General features: G+C 51.1%; 14 protein-coding genes. 2 read left to right on the forward strand and 12 right to left on the reverse strand.

Annotated features, from left to right (window positions below; translation table 11 throughout):
- Positions 1-5 precede the first annotated feature (5 nt).
- Complete coding sequence (locus EHT87_RS02270; protein ID WP_124903414.1) at positions 6-2,456, forward strand: penicillin acylase family protein; 2,451 nt, start codon at positions 6-8, stop codon at positions 2,454-2,456.
- A 259-nt stretch (positions 2,457-2,715) separates the two neighbouring features.
- Here EHT87_RS02270 and EHT87_RS02275 read toward each other — a convergent pair whose 3' ends face one another.
- From EHT87_RS02275 to EHT87_RS02320, 10 genes are all read right to left on the reverse strand, one after another.
- Positions 2,716-3,396, reverse strand: coding sequence for a hypothetical protein (locus EHT87_RS02275; RefSeq protein WP_124903416.1), 681 nt, complete (start codon positions 3,394-3,396; stop codon positions 2,716-2,718).
- 20 nt (positions 3,397-3,416) lie between these two features.
- Entirely contained in the window at positions 3,417-3,803 is a 387-nt protein-coding gene (locus EHT87_RS02280; protein ID WP_124903418.1) for a GntR family transcriptional regulator, read from the reverse strand.
- A 1-nt stretch (position 3,804) separates the two neighbouring features.
- Positions 3,805-4,599: a hypothetical protein gene (locus EHT87_RS02285; protein WP_124903420.1), complete on the reverse strand. Its 795-nt coding sequence runs from the start codon at positions 4,597-4,599 to the stop codon at positions 3,805-3,807.
- A gap of 150 nt (positions 4,600-4,749) precedes the next feature.
- Positions 4,750-5,583, reverse strand: a complete 834-nt coding sequence (locus tag EHT87_RS02290; RefSeq protein WP_124903422.1) for an ABC transporter ATP-binding protein — start codon at positions 5,581-5,583, stop codon at positions 4,750-4,752.
- Positions 5,584-5,901: 318 nt separating this feature from the next.
- Complete coding sequence (locus EHT87_RS02295; protein ID WP_124903424.1) at positions 5,902-6,627, reverse strand: hypothetical protein; 726 nt, start codon at positions 6,625-6,627, stop codon at positions 5,902-5,904.
- 70 nt (positions 6,628-6,697) lie between these two features.
- Entirely contained in the window at positions 6,698-9,799 is a 3,102-nt protein-coding gene (locus EHT87_RS02300; protein WP_124903426.1) for an efflux RND transporter permease subunit, read from the reverse strand.
- Positions 9,800-9,918: 119 nt separating this feature from the next.
- Positions 9,919-11,106 carry an efflux RND transporter periplasmic adaptor subunit gene (locus tag EHT87_RS02305; RefSeq protein WP_124903428.1) on the reverse strand — a complete coding sequence of 396 codons (1,188 nt, stop codon included), beginning with the start codon at positions 11,104-11,106 and terminating at the stop codon, positions 9,919-9,921.
- A gap of 24 nt (positions 11,107-11,130) precedes the next feature.
- Positions 11,131-12,405 (reverse strand): TolC family protein, encoded by a 1,275-nt coding sequence (locus EHT87_RS02310; protein WP_124903430.1) that lies wholly within the window; start codon positions 12,403-12,405, stop codon positions 11,131-11,133.
- A 90-nt stretch (positions 12,406-12,495) separates the two neighbouring features.
- Entirely contained in the window at positions 12,496-12,774 is a 279-nt protein-coding gene (locus EHT87_RS02315; RefSeq protein WP_124903432.1) for a hypothetical protein, read from the reverse strand.
- A 339-nt stretch (positions 12,775-13,113) separates the two neighbouring features.
- Positions 13,114-15,816 carry a DUF5686 and carboxypeptidase regulatory-like domain-containing protein gene (locus tag EHT87_RS02320; RefSeq protein ID WP_124903434.1) on the reverse strand — a complete coding sequence of 901 codons (2,703 nt, stop codon included), beginning with the start codon at positions 15,814-15,816 and terminating at the stop codon, positions 13,114-13,116.
- A gap of 193 nt (positions 15,817-16,009) precedes the next feature.
- On the opposite strand from EHT87_RS02320, the gene EHT87_RS02325 reads away from it, so the two are divergent.
- On the forward strand, positions 16,010-17,371 hold the full coding sequence (locus EHT87_RS02325) for a M24 family metallopeptidase (protein ID WP_124903436.1): 1,362 nt from the start codon (positions 16,010-16,012) through the stop codon (positions 17,369-17,371).
- Positions 17,372-17,695: 324 nt separating this feature from the next.
- Here the strand turns inward: EHT87_RS02325 and EHT87_RS02330 are convergent, their stop codons facing one another.
- Together EHT87_RS02330 and fbaA are read right to left on the reverse strand one after the other, a co-directional pair.
- The gene (locus EHT87_RS02330) at positions 17,696-17,914 is read right to left on the reverse strand and encodes a hypothetical protein (protein ID WP_124903438.1); all 219 of its coding nucleotides are present in this window, start codon (positions 17,912-17,914) and stop codon (positions 17,696-17,698) included.
- Between the two features lie 702 nt (positions 17,915-18,616).
- Positions 18,617-19,696, reverse strand: a complete 1,080-nt coding sequence (gene fbaA, locus EHT87_RS02335; RefSeq protein ID WP_124903440.1) for a class II fructose-bisphosphate aldolase — start codon at positions 19,694-19,696, stop codon at positions 18,617-18,619.
- Positions 19,697-19,731: the final 35 nt, after the last annotated feature.

Consider the following 19,731-nt stretch of genomic DNA (forward strand, 5'->3'; position numbering starts at 1 on the left):
ATCCTATGCGATTAACGACAGCGTTGGCTCTGCTTTGGCTGCTCTTCACTAGCCCGTTTGCCTGCACCCAATCCGCCGAAAAACTGAAACTTCCGGGGCTACGGCAGCCGGTCGAAGTTCTCCGCGATCAATGGGGGATCGCCCATATTTACGCTCAGAATGAGCACGATCTGTTTTTCGCTCAGGGCTATAACGCGGCTTCCGACCGGCTTTTTCAGCTCGAAATCTGGCGTCGGCAGGCCACCGGAACCGTGGCCGAACTGCTGGGTGCCAACGAAATTAAACGCGACCAGGGTACGCGTCTGTTCCGGTTTCGGGGAAATCTGGAACAGGAACTCAAACACTACCATCCGAACGGCCCCCAGATTGTGGGAGCTTTTGTGGAGGGAATCAACGCCTACATCCGTCAGATTAATCAGACGCCCGACAAACTTCCGGTCGAATTTAAGATACTGAAAACCCAACCCGGTTTGTGGACGCCCGAAGTTGTCATAAGCCGGCATCAGGGTTTGCTGGAAAACGTCCGCTCCGAGCTGGATTATGGCCGGTTGGTGCATTTGCTCGGCCCCGAAAAAGTGCGTGAATTGGCGTGGTTTCAGCCCACTTCCAAAACCGGGGAGCCTGATCTGACCCTGCATGTGAACGGTGAAGACCTGTTTCAGCCGATCCTGCAGCTCTACGAAGCCTTTCGGTTGCCCATCCGGTTTACGGATAAAGACCGCGGCTTGGGGGCAACGGAAGAGGAGGCTGCGGTCTGGTTCAGGCAGGAAAAACAGCTGGTCGGCTCCAATAATTGGGTGGTGAGCGGCCAGCGGTCAGCGAGCGGTTTTCCGATGCTGGCAAACGATCCGCACCGGACGCAGGCCATACCTTCGCTGCGGTATTGGGTTCATCTACACGCGCCAAACTGGAATGTGGTGGGAGCGGGGGAACCCACATTGCCGGGCGTATCCATTGGCCATAACGAGTTTGGGGCCTGGGGATTGACGATTTTTGAAACCGATGTCGAAGATTTGTACGTTTACGAAGCCAATCCCGAAAACGCCAGTCAGTACAAATACCGGGGAAAATGGGAATCGGTAAAAACGATTTTCGATACCATTCGGGTAAAAGACCAACAACCGGTTCCGGTCCAGCTGAAGTATACGCGGCATGGGCCGGTGGTTTTTGAAGATGCAAAAAAACATACCCTGTATGCCGTTCGGGCGGCCTGGCTTGAGCCGGGTTGTGCGCCTTATCTGGCCAGTTTGCGGATGAACCAGTCGAAAAACTGGACCGAATTTCGTCAGGCCTGCACCTACAGCCGGGTCCCGGGTGAAAACATGGTTTGGGCTGGGCGGCATTCCGGGGGCCGGCCATCCGGGGGCCGGCATTCCGGGGGTCGGCCAGCCTCCAACCCAACAGGATCGATTGGCTGGCAGGCAACCGGTATTTCACCCATCCGGCCGTCCCGCTCTGGAAAAAACTGGTCGGGGCTGGTCCCGGTTCCGGGCGACGGGCGGTTTGAATGGGGCGGTTTTCTTCCGATTCAACAGCTTCCCAACAAAGCCAACCCGCCGGAAGGTTTCCTCGCCACGGCCAACAACAACCTGATTCCGACCCACTTCCCGCACCGGAACGCCGTCGCCTGGGAGTGGGCGTCACCCGCGCGGGCGCACCGGATTGCGGAAGTTTTGAAAAGTAAACCGAAGCATTCATTACCTGATTTCAAAACCCTGCAAGCCGATTACCTATCGATAACGGCCCGGAAACTGGTCCCGTTGCTGAACGGTTTGCAAACCGGAGATGAGCCGGTGGAATGGGCGCGTCAACAACTGTTGGATTGGGATTTCAAACTGGAACCGGGTTCCATAACGGCCGCGGTATATGTGGCCTGGGAAACGCAGTTGCAACAGGCTGTCTATCAATTGGCCGTGCCGGAAAAAGCCTGGAACTATGTGAGCGGAATCCCGACGGAGCGGTTTGTAAGCTGGCTGACATCCGATTTGCGGGGGCCTTTAAAAACGATAGACCGCGATGATTTGGTGCTCACCTGCCTTGAAAATGCCATTGCCGATTTGACCAAACGCCTGGGTTACGACCGGACGCACTGGTGGTATGGTCAACCCGCTAACAAACACATTTTCATGACTCACCCCCTCGGCAACCTCATGAGCCCACAGCAGGCGTCCGACTATGCCATTGGCCCGGCTGCGCGCGGTGGATACGGCGAGACCGTCAACAGTACCGGCAATGCCTTGAATCAGGAACAGGGAGCCTCGTTCAGAATCCTGGTCGATACCGGCGACTGGGATAAAACGCTGGGGATCAACAACCCCGGCCAGTCCGGCGACCCGGCCAGTCCGCATTACCGGGATCTGTTTCCGATTTGGGAGAAGAACGACTATTTTCCGGTTTATTTCTCCAAAGAAAAAGTGAAATCAGTAACGGAAAAGCGGACGGTTTTGGAACCGTAGACGGTTTCGTGGTGCCTTTCTTGAAAACCGACAGCGTTTAGGCCGGAGGCCTATTCTGTTTATAGGTCAAAAGTGGTTCCTGCTCAATAGCTCCGGAGGAGCGGCCTGAGGATTTTTCCAAGACCGCTCCTCCGGAGCTACCAGGCACTGACTGGCCGATTTTTCTATTGACAGACCGCCCTTCCAGGGCTGTTTGCTAGTTCGATCAGTACGACTTAAAACATTGCTAATGAATTGGTTAGCTGAGTCAACGGGTTCGCTACGGTTTCAACTTTTTCAGCAGCCCACCCGGTATAGTCACTTTTCCGAGGCTGTCCGTTTCCAACGTCAAAGATCCGAAAATGTCACGTTCAACCATGAAAACTGAACTGTCCCGGGACACAACGGTGGCGTTGCCCACGCGGTTGGTTGGTTTGGTGTGAAGCTCACTGCCTTTTTGATCAAGTACGGTCAGTTTACCAATCGAGCTGTTCGTCAGCAGGATGCCCGAATTGTCCTGAACAATCTGGAGCTGATCGGCAGTTAGCTGGTTCAGATTGCAGCTTACCCTGGTCGTCAGGAGTGTTTCAAGTTTGGGAGTCAGAATAACCGCTGCGGGAGCCGCATCAAAATATTGATTCGCCTTGGATTGCCAGGGAACCGATTTTGGCTTGTAACTGAACACCAGGGTGTCGCCATTTAGCCGGTAACTAAACAAATCGCGGTCTTTATCCGGAAGTCGGATTTCAGAAACTTTTCCGGTCTGCACACTGACCAGCCCCGCCGAATTTCCTTCCAGTTTCAAGACCCGGAACGGCTTTATACTGACGGAGGTAAGCCCGTAAAATGGGTCACTGAAATTGATTTTATCGTATTCTTTTCGCAACGCCACGTTGGCACCGATCAGCGTCAGTAAACCGATGGTAAAAAAGGCGATGAGGAGTTTATTGCTGGTTTTCATACGGCTTTATGGCTTATTTTCTACTCCACTTTATTCGCGTTAAATTCGATTTCGACGAAGGCTTTATACCGTTTTTCAATTTCTTCCAGGCTGAGATCCAGCAGGTAGATCGTTCGGAAAAACTGGGGCAGTTCCGTTTCCAGAAACTGCTCCTTGCGGTATGATTTTATACGATCCGTTGCGGCATCAGCCGCAAAAAAACCGATGCCCCGTTTGTTATAAATAATGTCCTTCTGCTGCAAAAAATCGTAGGTCCGCATCACGGTATTCGGGTTGACTTCCAACTCGACGCCCAGATCCCGCACCGACGGAATTCGCTCCCCCGGTGGCCATTGACCGAGGAGAATCTTCTCGCAGACGTAGTCGGCGATCTGAAGATAAATGGCTTTTTTATCCTGAAAATCCATATTAGAGTTCTTTCTCTTTGAAACGTATGTAGGCAATGAACCAGAGGAAAGGAATGATCAAGACCAGAATGGAATTGACGATTATCCGGGATTGGCCGCTTAGTTCGAGTCGGTACCACCGCCGGTTTTCGATAAAACTAACTTCCTGGAACAAGGTATTGCCGTAATGTTCCCGGTGCGGAAACAGCTGACGGATAATAAATTCATTCAGAAATAAGGAGGTTATAAAAAACAAAACAAAGGCAATAACCGCCGTTTTAACAAAGGGTACTTTTGAGAAGTAAATGGAGCCGACCAAAAAGAAAGAAGGCGTAAGAAAGGTCAGATAACGCATTTCCGAATCCAGGTATTCGCCGGTTATATCGAGCAGTTCATACCGCGGACTTCCAGCTGGCAGACGGGCATTAATGATTGAAAAAGTAATGCCTTCGATGGTATAAAAAACGCCCAGATAAACCGGCACAAATAGCAGCACCATCAGGAATACCGCTAAAAACTTTTCCAGTTGGGAAGCCGGTAAAGCCAGGTGCGGAATGCCCCGAACGGGCGTACTCACCACCCGGAAAGCTTCGCTGGCGAACCAGGCCCCGGCACCGCAGAAAATGAAGCCAAAAAAGATGCCGTGTTTCCGGTAAATGGATTCGTGGAAAACCGAAAGCCGGGCGGCATCCGGAGAAAGCAGGAGCAACAGGACGCCAGCCAGTACGCCGGTTCCCAATAAATACGATTTGAGGTGTTCGGATAAGTGGAGTTTCAGCACCAGGCCAAAACGGTGTAAACTGAACGTTTGGTTCATGGGGTTAGACAACAGAAGTGAGAGTTGAGACAACAGACAACAGCGGGGCCGGAAGATCAGATAAGAGGGCGGTCAGCAAAATCTGGATAATCGGGAAGAGGCTCATGATCGGGTGCTTGGTTTAAACACGGACTGAAGTCCGCGGGTACGTTAGCGAAAAAGGGTTTTGATGCCTGAACGGTTGGTGACGACGGCGTTGAAAAGCCGCTCCAGATCGACTTTGGTGTCTTCCTGCCCGACGTTTTCCATCACCACCGAATAGCCCCGCAGGGATGGTTCGGCGTACAAAACCCGGTCGGTTTCCGTTACGGCACTCAACGTGCTGAACATCAGTCGCTCTTCAATGTCGGTTAGGGAATGGTTCATCAGAATTTCGTTTTCGTCGATGATCACAATGCCGTCGATCAGGTTGTCCAGATCCCGGACCTGGTGGGTTGAAATGAGCATCAGCCGGTCGGATGTCAGAGACGAAGAGACGATTTTGCGGAACTGGCTTTTCGACGGAATATCCAGCCCGTTGGTGGGCTCGTCCATAATCAGAACCCGCGTGTTGGTTGCCAGACCAAAACTGATGATAATTTTCTTTTTCTGGCCATACGACATCGCCGTGAGTTTCTGGTCGGGCGGAACGTCAAACTCCGACAGGTATTTCCGGAACTGCGACTCGTTGAATTTTGGATAAAATGGCCCCATCGTATCGATGTAGCGATTGAGCGATACCGACGGCAGGTAGATTTCTTCCGGAATGAAATACAGTTCCTGAAAAAAAGCCGGTTCCCGCTTGCGGGGCGTAAAGCCCGCAACCTGTACCGCTCCCGCCGTTGGAAACAGCATTCCGCCCATCAGCCGCAGAAGGCTCGATTTGCCCGCGCCGTTTTTGCCCAATAAACCATAAATACTACCCGGTTGAATCGAAAGATTCAAATTCCGAAACATCGTTTTCTTCGGAGTGTACCCAAAAGTCAGGTTTGTTAGCTCGATCATGGTTATAGTGTACTAATAAACTAATACACCACAAAAGAGGGAAATTCCTTTTACAATGTCAAATGGATTTAAGAATATTTAAGAAATACCGAAAGAGCTCACCGTGCTAAAAAGGCTATTCGTCTAGATGAAACGGTCATTCGGCGATTATGCAGGGGAGAATTTCCAAAACGCCTTACCTTGGATGGTTTAAAGCGGTATGCGCTTTATTGTTTTGTAATAATTGGTTTTATTTTGAACAGTCCCCGGTATTCATCGGGGATTTGTCTTTCTCCTCACACTCTTCCAGCGATCGTTCCGCATGAATGCCCATGGTCGTCAACCTGATTCTTTCGAACCCGCTTTTGGTTTCCGTCGGATAAAAGCCCAGATATCTTTAAAAAATTCCGGGTAAATGACCGTGCCGACGCTGTAGTACGATCCGTTATAGTGCTGATTGACATTGGTTTGAAAGATCGAAATCCGGTAACCGATCTGGCTGCTCAGACCAATCCAGCGGGAGGCTTTCCATTGGCCGTAGACGCCAACCTGAACCGGCATGAAAAAATCCCAGCGTGAACGCCCGGTAGCGGAATCCGTTTTGGTGTCCGTAGAAACCGCCGTTGCTCTTCCTGCCCCGAGTTCCACCGGAATGCTGAACATCCACCGCCGGTTATTGATGAAATTATGCCACAGCATGACACTTCCAAACGCCATGTCGGTTTTGGTATAATAGGCCAGATTCAGGCGTTTGGCCGCATTCCGGTGCAAATCGATCAGGTGAAGATATGAGTTGTACGTCAGCCAGTAATACCCAATGGTAATCTGATGCCGCTTGGGCCCGAAGACCAAACCGGTGTTGACGCCCCAGACATTGACGTGATGGCGGTTGACAAACGAATCCCGAAAATCGAGGTTGACCGTCCAGCGCACCGGATAATGCTGAGTCGTAGCTGTCTGTGATTTCGCCAGAGAATCCACAGGTGGTTTTTCCGCAACCGTTTGCGCAACACCTGCCGTTAATCCCAGCCAAATCAGCCCGCTATATATCAGTACTGTTTTCATACTGTCAAGACAAAACCCGCCAAAGTTGGCGGGTCTGTACCGATTCTCTTAAAACATTGTCATTATTTTTTTAAACGGGCGCGAGTGTTTTCGGACGATAGAAGACATAAAACACCAAAGGAAAGATGAAAAGAGTTAGAAATGTGGCCGTTATGAGACCGCCAATGACCACGATTGCGAGCGGTTTTGATGTTTCCGAGCCAATACCGGTTGAAATCGCGGCCGGTATCAACCCGATGGCGGCCATCATGGCTGTCATCACCACCGGACGCACCCGCGAAATTACACCCTGTCGGATAGAATCGTTGAGACTGAGCCGGTTATGCAGGTTTTTCTTGAAAACCGAGATCAGAATCACCCCATTCTGGATACAGATCCCGAACAAGGCAATGAACCCGATTCCCGCCGAAATGCTAAAATTGACGTGGGTAATGAGCAAAGCCGCAATACCGCCGATGATGGCGAACGGCACGTTGAACAACACCAGTCCGGCATCTTTGACGTTACCAAACAACACAAACAGGATGAAGAAAATACCGAGCAGGCTGAGCGGAACGACCTGGGTCAGCCGGGCGGTGGCCCGTTGCTGATTTTCGAAGTCGCCCGCCCATTTGATCGTGTACCCCTGTGGCAGTTTGACGTTGGCCGTCACTTTCTGCTGGGCTTCGGCCACGGCGCCCCCCATATCGCGTCCGCGAACTGAGAATTTGACCGCGCCGTACCGTTGATTGCCTTCGCGGTAGATCAGGATCGGGCCGGTTTGCGTATAAATTTTCGCAATTTCCTTGATCGGAATCTGCGAGCCGTTGTTAGTCGGAACCATCAGATTGCCAATTTCGGCTTCGTTGGAACGGAACGGCTGGTCGTACCGAATCCGCAAATCGAACTTCCGTTCACCCTCGTAAATCTGGGTAGCGGCTTTTCCACCGATGGCCATTTCCACCACGGTTTGGGCATTGGCTTTATCGACGCCGTAGAGGGCTAACTTCTGTTCGTCCAGCTCAATACGCAGTTCGGGCTGTCCAATGTTGCGGATCACGCCGAGGTCGGTGATTCCGTTGACGGTGGCCAGTTGTTTCTGAATTTCGGTGGATTTGCGTTCCAGCGTATAGAGGTCCGGGCCGTACACTTTAACGGCAATCGAGCCTTTGACCCCCGAAACCGCTTCGGCCACATTATCCATGATGGGTTGCGAAAATCCGAAATCGACCCCCGGAAATACCGCCAGCTTTTTCTGCATTTGATTGATCAGTTGCGCTTTCGTTATTCCGGATTTCCATTCTTCTTTCGGAAAAATACTGACCAGAAATTCGATGTTGTAAAAACCGGTGGGGTCGGTGCCGTCGTTGGGCCGGCCGGTTTGCGAAATCACGCCCTTTACTTCCGGAAACTGCTCGAAAACATGCCGCATCTGGGTTGTCAATTTCACCGATTCCGGCAGCGAAATGCTCATCGGCATGCTGGCCCGCACGTAAATCGAACCTTCATCGAGCTCGGGAAGAAACTCCGTTCCGAGCAATTTAAAACCGGAAAGTCCCACCACCACCAGAAATAGAGCAACCAGTAAGCTCAGTTTTTTGTGCGCAAACGTGAACCCGAACGTTTTGGTGGCGTATTTCGTGATGACGTTGACGACCGGATTGTGTTTTTCCCGAACGTTCTTATTCAGCAGAAAACTGGCCAGTACCGGCACCAGCGTCAGCGTGAATATCAGGGCCCCCAACAAGGCAAAACCCAGTGTCCAGGCCAGCGGAGAGAACATCTTGCCTTCCACTTTCTGAAACGAAAAGATCGGAATCAGGCAGGTGATGATGATGAGTTTGGAGAAGAAAATCGCCTTTCCCATCTCCGTGCCGGTTTTGCGTAACACGCTCAGTTTGGCGAGCTTATTGAATTTCGGCATCCCGTTGTGCAGCGCCATTTCGTCGAGCGTGACAAAAATTCCTTCCACCATCACCACCGCGCCGTCCACAATGATCCCGAAATCAATCGCGCCCATCGACAGCAAATTGGCCGACATTCCTTTCAGCCGCAGACAGATGAACGCGAAGAGCAGCGCCAGCGGAATGACGATCGACACGATGACGGTGGTGCGCCAGTCGGCCATGAACAGGAACACAATCACCGTCACGAACACGAGTCCTTCGATCAGGTTGTGCGTCACCGTGTGCGTGGCAAAATGGATCAGCGTTTCGCGGTTGTAGAACGTATCGATTTGTACGTCCGACGGCAAAATACTGGTATTCAGTTCGTTGATTTTTGCCTTAACGTTTTCAATCACCTCGCTTGGATTTTCTCCCTTGCGCATGACGACGATGCATTCCACCACATCGTTCTGATTGTCGCGACCCGCCTGACCCAGTCGCGGCAAGGCCGACTCCGAAACCTGGGCCACGTTCCGAACCATAATCGGCGTTCCATTGGCGTTTTTGATGATGACATTGCCAATGTCCTGGCTGTTTTTGAGCAAACCGATGCCGCGCACCACGTAGGCTTCCGAGTTTTTCTCGATCACATCGCCCCCGACGTTGACGTTGGAATTGGCCACGGCCTGATAGAGTTGCAAGGGCGTAATGCCGTAATCGAGCAGCCGGCGCGGATCGACCGAAATTTCGTACGTCTTCGCTTCGCCCCCGAAACTAACCACATCGGCCACGCCCGGCACGCTTTTCAGTTGGCGGTCGATCAACCAGTCCTGCATGGTTTTCAATTCGCGGCTGGTGCGGGTGCTGCTTTTGAGCGTGTAGCGGAAAATCTCACCGGTCGGGCCGTAGGGGGGCTGTACATCCGGTTTGACGCCCTCCGGAATGTCGATGCTCCCCAGCAAATTGTTCACCTGCTGACGGGCAAAGGCATCATCGACGCCGTCTTCGAACATAATTTTGACCACCGACAGGCCAAACAGGGTGGTGGAGCGGATGTCGGTTTTTTTCTGAACGGAATTCAGTCCAATTTCAATTGGAATCGTCACAAACTTCTCGATTTCTTCCGCACTACGGCCCGGCCACTGCGTGATAATCGTGATCTGGGTGTTGGTGACGTCCGGGAAGGCTTCAATGGGCGTGTTCTGGTAACTAACAAAACCCGCAACCACCGCCAGAGCCGTCAGGAAGAAGATAAAAAACCGGTTCTTCAGCGAGAACGAGATTATATTTTTGATGAACTTGTTCATGTGTTCAATGAGTGAAAGAGCGAATGAGTGATTGAGTGAATAAGCTTCGTTGTGATAAGGTCATGAGTACGAACCACACACTAGCGGCTCGCTCAATCGCCCAATCACAAATCACTCAATTAATTTCCCAACGCATTGTAAATCAGCAACTGATTCTGTTTTACCACCCGGTCGCCGGCTTTCAAACCGCTGTTGAGGTAGGTGATGTCGCCGATGGTTTTGAAAATGTCGACCTCGCGCACCACCGGCTGGTTCCGGGTGTTGACGGCCACAACGAAATTGCGGCTTTTATCAAAGACAATGGCTTTTGCCGGTATGCCTATACGTTGCTCATGACCGGCGTACTCAACCCGCACATTGGCGAACATTTCCGGCTTCAGGGTGAAATCCGCATTGAGCAGCGTCACCCGCACTTTCATGGTTTTGCTTTCGGGATCGAGTACGTTGAAAATTTTATCGATCTTTCCTTTGAAAACCCGGTCGGGGTACGAAAGCGTGGTAATCGTGGCATCGAAGCCTTCTTTGACATTCGCCAGATCCGATTCATAGACGTTGGCGAGCACCCAAACCTGGTCGAGGTTCGAGATCGTGAACAGGTTTTCGGGATCGTCCGACCGGAGTTCCATGCCCTGAGCCGCGTTTTTTTCGACCACAAAACCGTCTACCGGCGCTTTTACGACGTAAATCGAACCCGAACCGCCAAGGATGCTTTTCCGCTCTGCTACCCGATTGACCTCACCCTGAGCGGCTTGCATCTGTTCGCGAGCCGCAATCAGATCTTTCTGGGCGCTTAAACCGGCTTTCGACATGTCTTCCGTCACCTGGAGGTTTTTCTGGGCCACCGCCAGCTGACCTTTGGCCGAAATTGCCTGCTGGGCCAGATCCGCCATGTCGCCCGAACGGATGACCGCCAGAACCTGTCCGCGTTTTACGTAATCGCCCAAATCGGTTTTTACTTCTTCAATATGACCGCCCACCAGCGGAAATACCTTCACCACCTTGTCCTGATTGAAGGTGATTTTACCCGTCAGATTCAATTCGTTGTTGACGGGCAGCAATTTCGCCGTATCGAGTTTGGCAGTTGCCAACAGGTTGACTTTTTGTTTCGTTGCTTCGTCGCCGTTGTCTTCGGGCGTTGCGGAAGACTGGCAACCGGAGAGGGTGGCAGCAAGCAGGAGAGCTGAAAAAAGGGGGAATGCCAACTTGTATTTAAAATCAGTACGGATGCTGCGAATCAAAAAGTCGCGACAGTTGGGGTTCCCGACCAGCACCAGATTCAATGTTTTTAAGAGATGAGTCGTTTTCATGATTGTGCGGTTTTCAACCGGATCTTATTTGGTGAATAGGTTGGTGCCAACGGCAAAATTGAGTTCTTCCAGACTCTGCATCCGGTCGTTTTGCAATTGGTTATACTGAATCTGACTGGATTTGAAGGAGTCGAAGAAGTCGAGAAATTCGACCACGTCGATGTTCTGTTTCCGGTAATTGGTGGTGACGCCTTCGATCAGCCGGCTAAAGTCGCCGTTGAATTTCTGGTCGAACGTGCGGTAAATCTGATCGGTTTGCTGCACCTTTTTATACGCCCGCTGCACGTCGCTCTCCACCTGAATCTGATACGCATCGGTGGCTTGCTGGCTGCTTTGGGTCCGAATCGTGGCGGCTTTGATGTTGCCCTGGTTTTTGTTGAAAACCGGCAGATTGATTCCCACGCCGACGCCCACGTAATTCGGAATATACCCGGCGTTGCGGTCGTAAGTAGCCTGCACCGACAGATCCGGCACGGCCATGGCTTTCTGCAACGCCAGATTTTGTTTCTCCTGAATGGCCTGATCCCGGAACGCTTTCAGATCGTAGCGGTTTTCGTCCGCCAGCTTTAGAAGCTCATTCAGATTGAGTTGACCGACGGCAGGCTGAATGGCCTCCGTATTTTCCAGCACGGGTTGTAGGGTGACAGAAGGGCTGGCATTCAGTAAGACAGCCAGATCGGCCTGGTCGTCGGTCAATTTCCGGAGCAGTTGCTGACGCTCTGACGTCAGGTTGAACAGGTAGGCCTTCAGCCGGGTCAGGTCTTTCAGCGGCACGTTGCCTTTATCGTACTGCTGCTGAAATAACGTGACGGTCTGCCGGAGGGTGCCGGTTTCCTGTTCGTAGACGGTAAGCGCCTGCTGCGTGTAATAGAGGTCGTAAAACGTTGTCCGAAGCTGGTAATTCAAGGTCCGCAGCAGGTCGTAAAACCGGTCGCTGGCCAGTTCGGTATTGGTGCGGGCAATGGCCAGCTGTTTGTTCCGTTTGCCGGCCAGCAGCAACAATTGCTGCAACTGAACGACCTGTTCGGAATTCCGCTGGCGCAGCGGCATCACCTCCTTCGTTTGGGTATTGTAGGGCATCTGCTCGACGTAGATGCTCGGATTATTCCAGAGTTTGGCCTGGAATTCGTAGGCCTGATTTTCAGTGATGCCCAGTTTATTAGCCATCAGTTGCAGGTTGTTCTGACGGAACTGAGCTTCGGCCTGGGCGAGGGTCAGCCGCAGGGTATCGCTCTGGGCAAGCGAAACCGTAGGCATACTGACAAGCCACCCAAACACGAAAAGAAGAATCCTTTTCATGATGAATTTTGATGTGTGTTTTAAGAGCGTACTTCGCCGAATGGCGTTATAAAACCTGGAAGGAATCGTTGGACTGGTCAGTCCGGGGAATTAAACCGAAGGAATTCGTAAGGCACAGAATAAGAGGTAATACGGTCGGGATGGAACCGCCCGTTTGGCAATGGCAATCCGCAGGATGGGTTGAAGCATCAACACGGCCATCAACAGGCTCAACCAGGCTACGGGAAGGGAAGGCAGAAAATCCTGATCGATCGTTGGCGAGGGTTGTTCATCTTCATCCTGAACCAGGTAGACCGCTGAATCCGTCGACGGATTGGTTTGGTGGGTATCCTGAATAACGGTCGTCTGAATGGCTTGATGTGAGGGCAATACAGCTCCGGTTACCGATGGGTAGACCCGGAAAAGTACCGCCCAAATCAGGCTGACCGTTATAGTTATGTTGTGGAGGAGACCCATTGTTTGTCTTTTCTTGCCACAAACAACGCCCTGAAAGATTTAAAGCAAATGAAATTATTGTTAAAAGAGGGTTAAAAGTAGCAGAACCCGCCCACGGTTATAACCGTGGGGTTCTGGAGATGGCCGTACGGGCAGGAACCGTTTTAACGGTTTTGAGGTCATTGGCCGCTAAAACGATTCCTGTTCATACGGTTACACATCGTGACCCCGGATTAAAATCGGGATTCGTATTGGTACCAGCTGTACGCCCGGTTAGCGGAATTTCAGGGTCGTTCCAATCCGGAAACCCAGCTTCTGGTATTGCCAATCCTGCCACTGCGAAATCACTTCAATCCGGAAAAAGGGAAAAATACCGGGAATGAGCCCATCGAGGGCATAACCGACTTCCGTATAATTTTTGGAGTTGGGCGTGCCCAGGTAATGGACGAACAGATTTTCTTTCAGGCCCGTCAGCCGAACCACCGTCAATTGCGTAATCAGAAACTTGCGGTATTCCATCAGGACGTGGCCTTCGACAAACCGCTTTCCGGTGCTGTATTGGTAATACGGCAGCATCCGGAAAATTGACGTCGGATCGCCCTGTTGCAGGAAAAACTCATTGCCCTGAAAATGCTTGAAATCCGGGAAAAACAGCGCTTTGTCGTTCAAAAAACCGCCCGCTGACACGTTGTAACTCAACCGGCTCCGGATTCCCGTTTCAAACGAATGGCTCAAACCGGCTTGCACGAAATCATAATCCACATCGCTGGCTTCCGTTGCTCCCGAATGTAAGGGAATTCCTTTCCGGTAATTCAGCATCAGTTCGGGGCTGTTGTTGCGGCTGGCAACGCGCCGGCCGTTTCGAATCCGGTAGCGGGTGGCCGCCAGTTTTCCCGAAACCGCCACGTTAAAAATGAGGGCCTGGTTGACCGGGAAAGCCGCCGTACCCAGTTCGGCGTTGGTCGGTCGGTTGGAGGTGTAACTGAATTGATTCCAGTCGATCCACGGTTTCAGATTCTCTTTGTAATTCATCAGTTCCGTCCGTTCGGCGTATTCCAGACTGCCGTTCACGGTAATGCGGTTGTTGAAAGGCCGGGCCGCCACGCCCAGACGCAGGAAATCGCGTTGGTAGAACTTGGCGAAATTCTTCTCGAACAGCAGCGAAGTCAGCGAGTTGAGGAACGGACTGATGGGCTCGTTGGGATTAAATTGATTCACCCAGCGTCCGCCCGACAAGCCAATGGAGGTGCCTTTGTACGTATAATCGATGCCGCCCGTTCCAATAAACCGTTTCATGCCGAACTCATACCGGCCCGCTCCGCCAACGGTTAGGGTTGGCGTTGGTTTGTAGGTTTCCCGACGGCGCGTCGAATCCCGTTGTTGTGGCCGGAGAAAATACCGCATTCGCAAACCCAGATCGAAGGTGTATCCTTCCACGGTATTGTAATAGATCTTTTGGAGCGGACTGTCCCAGGTCAGCGCCGTGCGTTTGCTGAAATTCCAGGTGTTTCCCGAAACCAGCTGGCCGGGCATGAATCGCTTGCGGGCCCGGATTTTCTTCGTAGAATCGCGCTCCGCTTTGGTGCTGTCTTTCTGCACCTCAATTTTGCGCACGATTTTCAGGCTGTCGCGTTTCACGTAACTTTTGATTTCGGCCGTGGTCAGCGGAACCGTTCGCAGCGAATCCCAGAAGGCATTGCTGCGTTTGTTGGCCAGAGAATCGACAATGGTGGAGTCGTTGCGCGAAACTTCCACTTCTTCCTTGCGCTCTTTTTTGGCCTGGTATTCCTGTTTTTCATACTCTTTCAGCAGTTTTTTGAAATCCCTGGCCGAGTATTCTTTCTGTTTGGCAATTTTGTCCTGCAATTTTTGCCCTTTAATATCCTTGTTGGACAGGGAAACCGCCGGCTTTTCTATTTTTTCGTCAACGATTTTTACATCTTCCACAAAAGCCGGGTTGACTTGCAGACTATTAAAGGTCTGATTGATAATAAATTGGGCGTTCCCGGCGGCTCCCATGATTTTGCCTTCCAGATTATACCGCTGATTGATCGGCAGCCACACGTTTTGCACCGGACTGTACACCTGCCGGATCTTGATGTCGAACCCCAGCGGATTGCGGGTTTCCAACTGCAAACTATGGATCGCCCACGAGTTTTCGATGATGAAAATATAGCCCCGGAAAACGCCTTCGCCATAGGCTCGCGGGTTGACTTTAATTTTACTGACATCGATGCCGCGCTCGCTGAACGTGCCCTGGTATTCGAATTTGTAATAAGCAAACGCCTTCGGTGACAGGGGCGAAACGGCGTTGTTGACCTCCGGGCGGTAGAAACTGGTCAGAAAGTAATCACTTACGGAAATGTTGTCGCCCATCGAATTGCGCGTCGCCATCAGCCGGTACCGGTATGTGTTGGGCTGTTTGAAAGTGACCTCCGAAACTGATTCGTAAAGCATCGGCACCCCGATTTTAAAACCATCTTTTTCGGCTTCTTTCAACTGCTTCCGGTACATGAACTGCATCGGCAGGTCGGTGATCGTAAACGAGGTTTTGGTATAGGCGCGGGCCGTGTAGCTCATCACCTGAAGCTCGTGGTATTTGGCCTTCGCAATGGCCCGGCGCATGATGCTGTAGGCCGGATCTTCTTTTCCCTCGCGCGCGGTGACTTCCTCCAGTCGGAATGCCTGCTCCTCCATCGTCACGTCGATGGTTTGCCAGTCGCTGCCAATTTCGACGGCTTTTTCCTGCGCCTGAAACCCTAAATATTGAAAAACCACGCTGTATTTGCCCGGTTTCAGCGGCACTTCATACCGGCCTTCCGAGTTGGTGATAGCCCCGCTCGACGTTCCTTTGACTACGATGGCCGCGTAGGGTAAAACTTCTCCTTTGTTGGTTTTGATCGTCCCGCGGATTCCCTGAGCCGATACCGAGTGCATAAAATAGAACGTGATGAAGCAAGTAATCCAGTATCTCATAAGGTGCAGGTTGTAAATTCGCCGGGAAAACTAACCATTTTGCTACTCAGGTACAACGAAAGAGTAACGGATGAAGGAGTTGTCCCGGTGTTGAATGCCGCAATTTTGTAGCAAGATGCGGAATTCGACGGTAAAGTTGCCCCTCCGATTGGAAAAGCCGTATTTTTAACAAATTATAACAATTTCGTCGCCTATGCAATACCGTTTCCTTTTGCTGCTTCTGCTTCTTTTTTCGGCCTGCGGTTTACAGGCCCAACCGCTGTCACCATCCACCATTCTGAGCGAACGCGAGCGTTCCCGCGTGGTCGATGACATCCTGGAAGACCGCTTCAACAACCTGTTGCCCCAATTGATGCGCCGGGAAGGAATCGATATGTGGGTCATTATTTCGCGGGAATACAACGAAGATCCGGTTCTGAAAACCATGCTGCCCAGTACGTGGCTCTCGGCGCGACGCCGAACCGTGATGGTTTTTTTCGATCAGGGTGCCGAGAAAGGCGTGGAAAAACTGGCGATTGCCCGGTATGATGTCGGAAATTTGCTCAAAGGCGCCTGGGACATCGACGTTCGGCCCAACCAGTGGGAAGCGCTGGTCAAAATTATTCAGGATCGAAAACCAAAGAAAATTGGTCTGAACTTCTCCAAAAATTACGCCCATGCCGACGGGTTGACTTTTACGGAACACGGCGAATTTCTGGAAAAATTGCCGGTCGATTATCAAAAACGGCTGGTTTCGGCGGAGCGTCTGTCGGTCGGCTGGCTGGAAACGCGGACGGAAAAGGAAATGGCGATCTATCCGCTCATTTGCCGGTTGTCGCACCAGATTATTCAGGAGGGTTTTTCGGAGCAGGTCATCCAGCCCGGGGTGACAACGACCGACGATGTGGTGTGGTGGTTTCGCCAGCGGATAACCGACCTGGGGCTGGAAACCTGGTTTCATCCGACCGTCGATGTTCAGGGCAGCGGTTCGCCCCAGGATTTCGATCACCTCAAAACGTTTTCTAAAAAGGCTTCGGGCCAGGTGATCAGGGCCGGCGATTTGCTGCATGTCGATTTCGGGATTACGTATCTGCGACTCAATACCGACCAGCAACAACACGCTTATATCCTGCGCCCTGGCGAAACCGAGGTGCCGGACGTGCTCCGCAAAGCTTTTCAACAGGGAAACCGGTTGCAGGATATTCTCACGGAGCGGTATAAAGCCGGAAAAACCGGCAACCAGTTGTTACTGGAAGCGCTGGAACAGGCGAAAAAGGAAGGCATCCGGGGGACGATCTACACGCACCCGATTGGTGTTCATGGCCACGCGGCTGGCCCGACCATTGGCATGTGGGATCAGCAAAATGGTGTTCCCGGCCCCGGCGATTACCCGCTTTTTGCCAATACCGCCTATTCGATCGAGCTCAATGCCGCTATTGAGGTTCCGGAGTGGAAGAAAACCGTCCGCATCATGCTTGAAGAAGATGGCTTTTTCGACGGAACAAGCTTTCGGTACATCGACGGGCGGCAAACCGAGATCTTTACCATTCCAAGGAAGTTACCGTATGTGAAATAAGGAGCTGGAATACGTTAAAAGTGAGTAGCCGTTTTATAAATAACCTGGCCGGTTTTTAAGTATTTTCCGGATCAGGAAGTGGTCTTTTACCAGACTATTAAATTTACTGGATAGATACTTGAAAATAATTCATGTGTATTATAAAGTAATTTCAATTTTTTGAATCAATGCGCTGTGAACTTGGTATATAGTTGTGTACTAATTAGCACATAAGTGAAAAGAAGACATAATCGACATTCAATTTAACTACCTTGAAATCTGTCTTTCTTTTCAAAGAAATAATACAGCGTAAGGGCTGGCAAAATCCGGTTGGCTTGCTGGTCCTTACGAATTACCAATTTTGATAAAGGTTTTGCGGCAGCCCAGACAGCGGTAGGTGCGGTTTGGTACAAAAAAAAGTAATGTTTTGGTCAACAGGGATCGCGGTTTTCGCTCGGCAGCCGATTGATCCCGGCCACAATACGGGCATTCTTTCGTTGTGGTGAACTTCCGGGAGATGGACATGACATTTAATGTCATCGATAATAAAGATATAGCTTTCATAACACGTTTCTATTTGTAACGCTTAAGATACATAATAGGCCGGTATTGAGGCTATTCAAAAATACGTATAAACAGTAAGTTCTTGATTAATTTTAACAGAATCCTGCTTCTGTTCAATAATGTAAAAATACTTAGTTTTAAAGACTCAACTAAGTAGCCTAAAATGTAAGATGCCTTTTTTAAGCTATATAACAGACAAAGAAAAACCGGTACGAATGACAAGTTTCATTCGTACCGGTTTGGTAAGTTGCCTTCATTGGGCGGCTCCCGTGCTTACTGATAAGGTGTCGCAGCGGTAGCTTTAAATCGGCCAGCTGCTTTCCTAAACCGCGGGCAAAAGGCATCTTCTCGACGCCGGAACCACTCCGCCGGCGATAGCGGTAGCCTCGTTTTTCGTCAATTTGATGAGGTGAACCGTCTTCAAACCGAGTTTATTTTGTTGCTTTTTCATGATGATACGCTATGGAGCGTGGTAAGAGTACGTGATGTGAATAGTGCCAATCCGGGTCAGCGATTTTCGGCGGCCTCGTTGATTGGTGATGAAAGGTAAATTGAAAGCTGCCAATTCGCCAGCCTAAATGAACAGCGGGTAGAATGGAGTGTATACCCGGTAGGAGGGACGCGTTTTCGCAACCAGTTGGCACAAAAAAAGAGTTACAAGCCTGGCGGCCCATAACTCTTCACTCGGAACTCTTTACTCCCTTACGCCAGCCGGTTGATGCAGTTCAAGTCTTCGAACGCCACTTTCAGACGGCTTACCAGACTTTCTTCACCCTTGCGCAACCAGACGCGTGGATCGTAGTATTTTTTGTTCGGCGAATCGGCCCCGGCGGGGTTGCCAAGCTGGCCCTGCAAATAGGCTTTATTCGCTTCGTAGTAATTTTTGATTCCTTCCCACGTGGCCCACTGAATATCGGTATCGATGTTCATCTTGATGGCACCGTAGCGAATGGCTTCCCGGATTTCTTCCCGGCTTGAGCCCGAACCGCCGTGGAAAACGAAGTTGACGGGCAACGGACCGGTTTGGAATTTCTCCTGAATGTAATCCTGGGAGTTTTTCAGAATGATGGGCGACAATTTCACATTACCGGGTTTGTAAACGCCGTGAACGTTTCCAAAAGCCGCAGCAATGGTGAAATTCGGTGATATTTTCGACAGCTCTTCGTACGCAAAAGCCACTTCGGAAGGCTGGGTATAGAGCTTCGAATCATCGACGTCCGAATTATCGACGCCATCTTCTTCGCCACCCGTCACCCCCAGTTCGATCTCCAGCGTCATGCCGATTTTGGCCATCCGCTCGAAATACTTGGCGCAGATTTCAATGTTTTCTTCAATCGGTTCTTCCGACAGGTCGAGCATGTGCGAGCTGTACAACGGTTTGCCGGTTTTGTCGAAATGCTTTTCACCCGCTTCCAGCAACCCATCGATCCAGGGCAGCAGTTTCTTGGCGCAGTGGTCGGTATGCAGAATAACCGGTAGACCGTATAATTCGGCGACGTTATGAATGTGCAGAGCACCGGAGATCGAGCCGGCGATTGCCGCCTGCTGATTGGTATTTGGCAAGGTCTTGCCCGCGAAAAAGATACCACCCCCGTTCGAAAACTGGATGATAACCGGCGAGTTAACGGCCTTGGCCGTTTCCAGCACGGCATTGATGGAGTTGGTACCGACAACATTGACCGCCGGAAGCGCATAATCATTTTCGTTGGCGTGACGGAAAATTTCGGTGACGCCTTCGCCGGTGATAACGCCGGGCTTAAATCGGGTGGCTACTTCGCTCATAGTCAATAGGGAAAAATAGATTTGCTCAAGAATAA

Source organism: Larkinella knui, from assembly GCF_003858645.1.
Taxonomy (GTDB): Bacteria; Bacteroidota; Bacteroidia; order Cytophagales; family Spirosomataceae; genus Larkinella; species Larkinella knui.